At 72.6% G+C, this 8,853-nt stretch carries 12 protein-coding genes and 1 pseudogene; 1 reads left to right on the plus strand and 12 read right to left on the minus strand.

Annotated features, from left to right (window positions below; genetic code table 11):
* Positions 1–109: 109 nt before the first annotated feature.
* From ACEPPI_RS38540 to ACEPPI_RS38560, 5 genes are all read right to left on the minus strand, one after another.
* Positions 110–889 carry a transposase family protein gene (locus tag ACEPPI_RS38540; protein ID WP_373919919.1) on the minus strand — a complete coding sequence of 260 codons (780 nt, stop codon included), beginning with the start codon at positions 887–889 and terminating at the stop codon, positions 110–112.
* Positions 890–1,116: 227 nt separating this feature from the next.
* Entirely contained in the window at positions 1,117–1,647 is a 531-nt protein-coding gene (locus ACEPPI_RS38545; RefSeq protein ID WP_373919920.1) for a GNAT family N-acetyltransferase, read from the minus strand.
* 340 nt (positions 1,648–1,987) lie between these two features.
* Complete coding sequence (locus tag ACEPPI_RS38550; RefSeq protein WP_373919921.1) at positions 1,988–2,164, minus strand: hypothetical protein; 177 nt, start codon at positions 2,162–2,164, stop codon at positions 1,988–1,990.
* A 173-nt stretch (positions 2,165–2,337) separates the two neighbouring features.
* Positions 2,338–2,469, minus strand: a complete 132-nt coding sequence (locus tag ACEPPI_RS38555; RefSeq protein WP_373919922.1) for a hypothetical protein — start codon at positions 2,467–2,469, stop codon at positions 2,338–2,340.
* Between the two features lie 96 nt (positions 2,470–2,565).
* Positions 2,566–2,727 (minus strand): hydrophobic protein, encoded by a 162-nt coding sequence (locus ACEPPI_RS38560; protein WP_373919923.1) that lies wholly within the window; start codon positions 2,725–2,727, stop codon positions 2,566–2,568.
* Positions 2,728–2,936: 209 nt separating this feature from the next.
* Between ACEPPI_RS38560 and ACEPPI_RS38565 the strand changes: the two genes are divergently transcribed.
* On the plus strand, positions 2,937–3,110 hold the full coding sequence (locus ACEPPI_RS38565) for a CsbD family protein (protein WP_373919924.1): 174 nt from the start codon (positions 2,937–2,939) through the stop codon (positions 3,108–3,110).
* Between the two features lie 127 nt (positions 3,111–3,237).
* Here ACEPPI_RS38565 and ACEPPI_RS38570 read toward each other — a convergent pair whose 3' ends face one another.
* The 7 genes and pseudogenes from ACEPPI_RS38570 to ACEPPI_RS38600 form a co-directional block, all read right to left on the minus strand.
* The gene (locus ACEPPI_RS38570) at positions 3,238–3,771 is read right to left on the minus strand and encodes a hypothetical protein (RefSeq protein WP_373919925.1); all 534 of its coding nucleotides are present in this window, start codon (positions 3,769–3,771) and stop codon (positions 3,238–3,240) included.
* Between the two features lie 210 nt (positions 3,772–3,981).
* On the minus strand, positions 3,982–4,383 hold the full coding sequence (locus ACEPPI_RS38575) for an iron chaperone (protein WP_373919926.1): 402 nt from the start codon (positions 4,381–4,383) through the stop codon (positions 3,982–3,984).
* 65 nt (positions 4,384–4,448) lie between these two features.
* Positions 4,449–5,102 (minus strand): glyoxalase, encoded by a 654-nt coding sequence (locus tag ACEPPI_RS38580; RefSeq protein WP_373919927.1) that lies wholly within the window; start codon positions 5,100–5,102, stop codon positions 4,449–4,451.
* 104 nt (positions 5,103–5,206) lie between these two features.
* Positions 5,207–6,595 (minus strand): ATP-binding protein, encoded by a 1,389-nt coding sequence (locus ACEPPI_RS38585; protein WP_373919928.1) that lies wholly within the window; start codon positions 6,593–6,595, stop codon positions 5,207–5,209.
* Entirely contained in the window at positions 6,592–7,320 is a 729-nt protein-coding gene (locus ACEPPI_RS38590) for a response regulator transcription factor (RefSeq protein WP_373919929.1), read from the minus strand. Before ACEPPI_RS38590 ends, ACEPPI_RS38585 begins: the two co-directional genes overlap by 4 nt.
* A gap of 38 nt (positions 7,321–7,358) precedes the next feature.
* Positions 7,359–7,937: a hypothetical protein gene (locus tag ACEPPI_RS38595; protein WP_373919930.1), complete on the minus strand. Its 579-nt coding sequence runs from the start codon at positions 7,935–7,937 to the stop codon at positions 7,359–7,361.
* Between the two features lie 72 nt (positions 7,938–8,009).
* A pseudogene (locus ACEPPI_RS38600) lies at positions 8,010–8,740 on the minus strand (cytochrome c biogenesis CcdA family protein).
* Between the last annotated feature and the right edge of the window lie 113 nt (positions 8,741–8,853).

Raw genomic sequence — 8,853 nt, forward strand, 5'->3', positions numbered from 1 at the left:
CGGCAAGCTGCCCTCGGCCGACTGACCCCCGTCGAATTCGAGACCGTCATGACCACACCGGCCCTCCAGGCCGCGTGACTCAACCTGTCACCCGAACCTGCATCAGACCCTAGTCCTCGCGGGGACCGGTGTAGCGCTGGAGCGGGCGCCACTGCCGCAATTCGGCGTTGGCGTGCTCGACGCAGATCCGCTCCGAGGACTGCCGTCGGCGCATCTCCCGCCAGGCGTACCACTCGCCGAGCGGCGCATCCTCCTTCGGCTTCTTCGGCGGGGCGCTGATCTGGTCGGGGAACTCGTTGGCCAGACCCCGGTAGCCCTCGTCGACCTCGGCCGTCACTTCTGGGCGGAGCCGGAACTGCTCGGCGATGCCCTCGGTGCGCATCGCGGTCTGGTCGTGCATGCGGCCCGGGCGGTCCGCGCCCGACCACAGCAGGCGGCCCTGGCCGTCGCTGATGGTGTTGGTCTTGATGGTGTTCTGCTTCTTCTTGCCGGAGACGAAGGCCCGCCGTCCGGGCCTGCCTGCCTTCGGGCGGCGAACCTGGGTCTCGGCGCCATCGATCCGCAACCGGATCCCCACGGCCTCGGCGTAGGCGAACACGTCCGCCAGGGTCCGAAGTCGCACGCCGGAGTGGTCGGGGACTGCGAAGCCACGCATGGCCAGCAACGGGCGGATCTCCCCGATGGCACGGGAGATCGTGGAGCGGGCGATGCCGTACAGCTCGGCGAGCGCGGCGTGCGGGAGCCCGGTGCGCAGGTGGACCAGGGTGACGAGCAGGCGGTCGGTGAAGACCAGGTCGTGCTTCGGGCCGGCACCGGCTTCCCGTTGCCGCTCGGCACCACGCCGCTCACGGAGCTCCGACTCGCACCGGGCGAGCCACAGATCGGCCAACTCTTCGACCAAAGCGCCGAGATGTGCACGCGAGACGCCGCAGAAGGAAGGATGGGTCAAGGCCGCACGGGCCCACTTCTTGGTCACACTCGGAGAACCCTTGCGGCCGCTGCCACGTCACGGCCGCCCGCCGATGTCCATGGGTGTGGCTCTTTGCAGGGAACCGTCCGAGCCGGGAACTTCCCCGCGGAAGAGCAAGCACGGCCGGCGAAGCGTCGGCCCGGGCATCAGGGCCGCAGCAGTCCGCCCACCCACCAGTCGTGCGGCTTGCCATCGTTGGCGATGCTGCGATTGCGCAGTGTCCCTTCGACGGTGAAGCCGAGTTTCTCGGCGACGGCACGCGAGCCGGCGTTCCCGACCATGGCCCACCACTCGATGCGGTGCACGTCGAGGGTGGCCCAGCCCCAGTCGCACAGGGCCCGAGCGGCCTCCACCGAGTACCCGCGTCCGCGCTGCTCCTTGACCGCCCAGTAACCGAGTTCCCAGACGCCGCGGCTGATGAGGGTCAGGCAGTACGAGCCGACCAGGGCGCCGGTGTCCTTGCGGAACGCGCCGAGCGTGTAGTCCCTGTCCTCGGCCCACTGAGCGGGCAGCGTCTCGCCGACGAGCTTCTCCGCGTCCGCACGCCGGTACGGCACCGGCACCGGGGTGTAGAACTGGATGTCCTCGTCCTGGCAGGCTTCGTACACCGCATCCACGTCGGCAGGCGTGAAGGCCCGCAGCAGCAGACGGTCGGTCTCAATCGTCACCGGATCCATTGCGGCAGTATGAACACCATCCGCAAGCAACGACCAGCGAATATCCCGACCGAGCACCGCCCATCACAACACCCCGGGCCGGTCGACGATCGTCGCGGCACCCCAGATCAGCTGCCCCCGAGACGAAGCTACATCCACCATCAATCGCGGACCGAGCCGTTAGAGCGACTGCATTGGCCGCGGCTCCCCGGCCGCCCAGCTGCACCACCCGCTCGACGAGTGGGCGGTAGACCCCCACCGTGCGCTCCGCCGCGGTGACACGGCCCGGTGCTAAGGATCATCGTGCGGGTGCCGCCGTGGCGGTAGCGCAGGACTGCAATGGCGACCAGGCGGCCGTTGCTCAGCACCCGGTCCCCCACCCGCAGTCGGTGGGCGGGATGTCCACCGCGACCTGCCCCGGCAGGATCCGCACCCCGTCATCGTCCGCGTCGCGGACGATCGGCTGCGGGCCGGTGTGCTCACAGGCCACGGTCCGGGCAGCCCACTCGAACCTCGCCGCATCCGAGAGGCGCACCACCAGCAGGGAGGGTGGAGGCCGACGACGTCGCCGTGCGCCTGGCGGTCACGGTCGAACACCTTCTGCCCGACCGTGAAGCGGCGGCCGGTCACCGGTGCCCGTTCCGCGCGCAGCGCCAGACGGCGGGCCGATGTCCTCTTCGCGATGCTCCGCGACGGAACCTTCTACGGACCTCAGCCTGCCAGGGCCGTCGCTCCGCAGACCCAGACCATGGGCAGGAGGTGGTCCGTGGGGCTGTAGTCGATCTTCCAGTCGGCATAGACCCCTGCGGCGCCGCCCTTCTGGCACCGCAGCCCAACGGTCACCCAGCGGACCGATCCGTCGCCGGCCAGGGAGAACGCGCCCGCCACAACCGCCGCAGAGGGAAGGAATGATCTTCACCGGACCGTGCGGCGCGTCGGCTACCAGCGGTACCAGCGGCCGCTGCTGCCCTGCGGGCGGGCGACGAAGCCGATCAGCCACAGCACCAGCACCGCGATCGCGACCCACCAGAGGATCTTCAGCGCGAAGCCGGCACCGAACAGGATCAGAGCGAGCAGAAGAACGAGAAGCAGGGGAACCATAGATATCAACCTCCGAGGCAGCAGGTGCCCGTGGCGTTCCCGGTCATGCATCCGATTCTTACCTGTTTTCTATCCGCCCAGGCGGGCATGCGTGTCCGCTCGACTTCGGATCGCTCCGTCCGGTTGGTCGCCCCGGGGTGGGTTTAAGGGCCGGGATCCGGAGCAGCAGCGGTTTCACGACCAATCCGGTTCATGACGAGGAGGTCCCGATGTCGGGTACGGAGAAGACCAAGGCGCAGGCCGAGCAGGCGAAGGGCAAGGCCAAGGAGGTACTCGGCCGGGCCGTGGGCAACGAGCGGATGACCGCCGAAGGCCACGCCGACCAGGCGAAGGGCAACGCCCGGCAGGCGAAGGAAGACGTCAAGGACGCCTTCCGCCACTGACCACACGGCGTCGTGACGTAGTGCCCCTCCGGGCCCCGCCCCCCTACGGGTCGGGGCCCGGCCGCTTGGGGCCCGCGTCAGCGCGCGCCGGCGGCGGCACTCCGGGATGGTGCGGCGGCGGGGGTCGTCAGTTGCCAGGGGCCCAGCCGGCTCCCGCGTTCTGCTGGTGACGCAGTTCCATCGAGCCGCCTCCGTACGCCCCTGAGGCGAAGGCGTCGATGCTGCCGTCCTGCTCTTTGAACAGCACGACTCCGCCGTGGTACGGCGTCGGCGCGAGGCCGAAATTGTCCGGTGTGCTCCAGCCGCCCGCGCCGACGTCCTCCACCGAGTGGCAGAAGGAACCGTAGGTGGAGAACAGCGGCTCCAGCTTGCCCGCCGAGTTCTCGATCGCCGTCATGGCGTAGCACTTCGGGCCCACGGTCGCCGCGCTCACCCGTTGCCAGCCCCCGTACGCGCCGCCGGGTGCGGTCTGCCCTCGATGCCGGACGAAGGGCAGGCCTCCGGTCGCCGTGGCGTCGTAGAAGAGCTGGAGCTGCGCGATCCGGCCGTCCGCTCGCGCCACGGACACCAGGGTGCCGGTGACCGGCGAGCCGGCCAGACCCGTGGCCCTGGCGTCGGTCGAACACGCGGGCGCGGTCTGCGCCCCCGCCGTGGGTGCCATCGCGACCCCGGTGCACATCAGCGCCAACGCGGCCGCGCCGCGCGCACACGCCCGGACCCACTTGTCCCGTAAGCCTCTGCGGATCGTTCCCATCGGTCCCCCCGGTTCTCCGGACCGGCCCGTGCCGGCGACCGCAGAGAATCTTCCTGAGGCGTGGCGGTTCGCGCCAGGGCACGAATTCGGCCGGTCCCGGCGGAGCGACCGGACCGCTCAGGAGGCCGCCTTCTTCAGCAGGGTGGAGATGTGCTCCTGGGTGGGTGCGGTCAGCTCGCTCAGGGCGTAGGAGGTCGGCCACATGGTGCCGTCGTCGAGGGCCGCCTGGTCGCTGAAGCCGAGCGTGGCGTAGCGCGACTTGAACTTGTCCGCGCTCTGGAAGTGGCAGACGACCTTGCCGTCCCTGGCGTACGCGGGCATGCCGTACCAGAGCTTCGGCGCGAGGTCCGGGGCGGCGGTCTTGACGATCTCGTGGATCCGTTCGGCGAGGATGCGGTCCGCGTCCGGCATCTCGGCCATCTTCGCGAGGACGTCCTGCTCCGCCGCCGCCTCCTTCTCCGCCCGGGACAGGCCGCGCCGCGCGGCCGTCTTCTTCTCGGCGCGGGCGTGGTCCTTCATCGCGGCCCGCTCCTCGGCGGTGAATCCCTCGTACTTCTCCTCTCGTACCGGTGGGTGGGGGCGGGCTACGCGGCGGTGGTTTCCCAGGTGAAGCCGTCCGGGTCGGTGAAGGCTTCGGCGGCCCCGCCGAGGGCGACGCGGTGGGAGCCCGTGCCGTCGGCGGGGACTCCGAGGTCCTTGGCCAGGGCGCGGCGCTTGTACAGCGCCAGCTTGACGGGGCCGCCGTCCCGGGCGGGGGCGAACTCGACGTACTTGCCGCCGAAGCCCTTGGCCACGGTCATGCCCAGGCCGGTGTAGAGCTTGCGGGTGTCCTTGACGGCCTCGACGCCGAGGAGCAGGACGATCTCGTCGATCTCGCGGGTGTCGGGGCCGGTGTCCTTCTTCGCCGAGGTGGCGATCTTCCAGATCGTGCCGTCGGGGGCCCGGACGACGCCGCCGTAGCCCCACAGGGACTTGGCGGTGGGCTTCAGGACGGTGGCGCCGGCGGCCACGGCGGCGGCGAAGAAGCCGTCGACGGTGGCCGGCCCGGACACCGTGAGCCCCAGGGTGAAGCCGCGGAATCCGGTGGAGTGCGCGTCGCAGGCCCGCAGGCCGATGTACGCGTCCACGCCGAAGGCGCAGTAGAAACTGCGGGCGGCCTCCGGGTCCGCCACCTCCAGGGTGACGGAGGTGAGGGAGAAGGTGTTCGCCGCGGTGGGAGTCGTGGTTGCCATGGACATCACGCTAGGGGCCGGGTGGCGGGCGGGGCTTCTCGATTCCTGACCGGTCCGGGACCGGTTTCGCCGGGAGGGCCGGGGAGCGGGGCGCCGGAGCCCGGCCGGGGTCAGCGTCTGCGGCGGCGGGCGAAGCGGGTGCGGTGTCCCGACGGGGCGGCGGCGGCCAGGGCGAAGGTCACGGTGATGTGCGCCCCTCCGAGCGGGCCGCGCGTGACGCGTACCGTACCGCCCGTGGCGGTCGCGGCGCGGCGCGCGATGTCGAGGCCCAGGCCGGTGGAGCCGGTGCTGCTTCCGCGGGACAGCGCGCGGTCCGGTTCCGGGATGCCCGGTCCGCCGTCCTCGACGACGAGTTCCACGGCCTGGGCCGTGCGTACGACGGCGACGGCGAACGCGGTCCCCTCCGGGGTGTGGCGGAAGACGTTGCCGATGAGGGCGTCCACCACGGCGGCCACGTCGTCGTCGGAGAGGGCGACGGCCGTGGGCTCCTGGGTGATGTCCAGGGAGCACGAACGGTTCTGCTGCTCCGCGAGGACCGCCCAGAAGGCGGTCCGGCGGCGGACGACCTCCGCCGCCTGGCTGCGCGGGCCCGCGCCCGCCGCGGGAGCGGAGCCTTGTCCCGGGGGCCGTTCCGTGGCGAGCAGGCCCTGGCCCATGGGGCCGACGGCGAGCGGGGTGCGCGCCGCGGCGATGATGGCCTGCAGCTCGGTCTCCAGCTCGCAGACGGCCGCCTCGACCCTGGCCGACTCCGGCGTGCCCGCCATCCGTTCCGATGCCAGGTGGAGTGCGGTCAGCGGGGTGCGCAGCCGGTGCGAGAGGTCGGCGACGAGTTCGCGTTCGACGGCGAGGAGTTCGTTCATGCGCTGGGCCATCGCGTTGAAGGCGACGCCCGCGTCGTGCAGTTCCCGGGGGCCCATGGGTTCCACACGGGCGTCCAGGTCGCCCAGTCCGAGCGCGCGCGAGGCCTGGGCGAGCCGTTTGGAGGAGCGGACGACCTTGGCCCCGAGCCGGTCGGCGACCAGTACCGAGCCCGCGATCAGCCCGACGGCGAGGAAGCACATCACGGCCCACGACTGCGCCACCCCACGGGTGAGTTCCGCCTCGGGCACGAAGTTCTCGATGACGGCGACCTCGTCGCCCGGCAGCACCACGGGCTGCAGGCAGACCCACCCGCCGGGGACTTCCTGGGAGATCGACTCCCGCCCGCGCTGGGCCCGTTCGAGCAGGTCCGCGGGGGCCTTGGACCGCCCCAGGGAGCCGGTCCCCGGCAGGTGGACGACCAGGTGGTCGGCCGCGTCCAGGCCGGCCGCGGCCTCGCGCAGGGCGTCCGGGTCCGTGGTGAGGGCGAGTACCGGCGCGAGGGCGGCGCCGCGTTGCTGGGCGGCCGTGACGCCCTGTTCCTTGACCAGCGACATCACCAGGGCGCCCAGCGGTATGAGGAAGGAGAGGGCGACCATGGAGGTCACGGCGAGGGCCACACCGGCCAGGGAGCGCCTCAACGCGGTGCCACCAGCTTGATGCCGACCCCGCGCACGGTCAGCAGGTAGCGCGGGGCTGACGCCCGTTCGCCGAGTTTGCGGCGCAGGGAGGACAGGTGCACGTCGACGGTCTGGTCGTCCACGTACGGCTCGCGCCACACCTCGGTCAGCAGGCGGCGCTTCGAGACGACCTGGCCGGCGTGGTGGGCGAGGAAGGCCAGCAGGTCGAACTCGCGGCGGGTCAGGCGCAGCTCCTGTCCGGCCAGGTGCACGGTGCGCGCGCCCGGGTCCACCGCCAGCTCGCCGACGACGGAGGGCCGCAGGGGCTCACCGGCCTGCGCCGGCGCCGCGCCGACGGCGCCGCCGGCGGAGGCGGGGGGCGCGCCGCCGGTGCGCCGCAGGACGGCGGAGAGGCGGGCGAGGAGCTGGCCCCCGGAGAAGGGTTTGACCAGGTAGTCGTCGGCGCCGGCGTTCAGGATGTTGATGATCTCGGACTCGTCGTCGCGGGCGGTGGCCACGAGCACCGGTACGGAGGAGATGCCGCGGATCATGCGCAGGGCGTCGCCTCCGTCGAGGTCGGGCAGTCCGAGGTCGAGGACGATCGCGTCCACGGGCGCCTGCGTGACCTCGCGGAGCGCGCCGAAGCCGTCGGCGGCGCTGCGCACGGCGTACCCGTGCTCGGCCAGGACTTCTATCAGTGACTGGCGGATGCTGGGGTCGTCTTCCACGACCAGGACGCTCGGCATGCGGACACCTTAGAGGCTCGTTCCGGTGGTGGCCTCGGTCAGGGCGTGACGAAGGCCGGGACCCCGTCGGTGACGCGGAGCCGTACGGGGTGGTCGGACACCGGGATGGTGCAGCCGTCCCGCGTGCTGCAACTCGCGTAGCCGATCAGCACCGTCGCGCCGTCGCCGCTGCCTGACGCGCGGACGGGGAGGGTGGTGGTGACCGGGCCGTCGGGGTAGACGGGCACCGGGGAGTCGACCCCCGGGACCCGGATCGGCCGTACGGGCTGTGCCGCCGTCAGGGGGCCGTCAGCGGCGAGGGTCCCGGTGACGGCCACCGCGGTCGGCCGGCCGACGCCCTCGATGCCGGTGGGCGGCAGGGCAGTGCTGTAGAGGTGGAATCCGGCGGCCTCGGGCGCGAAGACGGCGGTGAGGGTGCCGGTCCGCTTCGAGGGCTGCCAGCCGGAGACGGAGAGCGTGACGGTGACTCCGTTCTCGGAGAAGCGCGCGGTGGGCGGGGGTCCGTCGGCCGCGGCTCCGGCGGGCTTCCCGCCGCAGGCCACGAGGAGGGCCAGCGGGACGAGGGCGCCCGCGGCGCGGAGCAGGCGCCGGAGCCGGGGCTGCGGGGAGGGGGTCATCGGGGGCCTTCTCGTTTCGTGGGGCGTGGGGGTGGCCGACGGGACGTTGCGGGCCGCGCCGTTCGGAGGGCATCACAGGGCCGCCGTGAAGCTCGTGCTCCACAGCTGCATGCGGTAGACGAGGTCGTTCCACACTCCAGTGGCCAGCAGCACGCCGACGATCACGAGCATGCCGCCGCCCGTCCGCAGGACCCCTGCGTAGTGGCGTTTCACCAGGCTGAACGCGCCCAGGGCCCGCCGGAAGGCGAGCGCGGCCAGGACGAACGGGAGGCCCGGTCGGAGGCAGTAGGCGGCCATCAGGAGGGCGTCGCGGGCGGCGCTCGCCCCGTTCCAGGCGAGGGCCTGGACGGCGGCGTTAGTCGGGCCGATGCACGGCGTCCAGCCGACGGCGAAGACCGCGCCCAGCAGGGGAGCTCCGGCGAGGGCCGGCGCGGGGCGCAGGTGGCTGCGGAACTCCCGCTGCGCGAAGCCCGGGAGGAGGCCCGTGAAGGCGAGCCCCATGAGGACCGTGAGGAGGCCGAGCACCAGGGTGACCTCCCCCTGATGGGCCGGCAGGCTCCGCCCGACGTAGCCGAACAGGGCCCCGCCCGATAGAGGACGGCCGTGAAGCCGAGGACGAACAGGACGGTGCCCGTCACCATCCGGCCGCGCCGGCCGCCCCGCGCGTCGGCGAGGTCGGTGACGGACAGGCTGGTGACGTAGCTGCGGTAGCCGGGTACGAGGGGCAGCGCGCACGGCGAGAGGAAGGAGACGAGCCCGGCGGCGAAGGCGACCGGGGCCGCGACCAGGACCGTTCCGTCGATGAGGGAGGCGGCGCCCGTGGCGGTGGCGGCGACGGCGGCCGTCGCTGCGTCCGTGGCCGTGGCCGGGGCCGGGGCCGTGGCCGGGGCCGTGGCCGGGGCCGGGGCCGTGGCCG

Source organism: Streptomyces sp. AB3(2024), assembly GCF_041862025.1.
Lineage (GTDB): Bacteria > Actinomycetota > Actinomycetes > Streptomycetales > Streptomycetaceae > Streptomyces.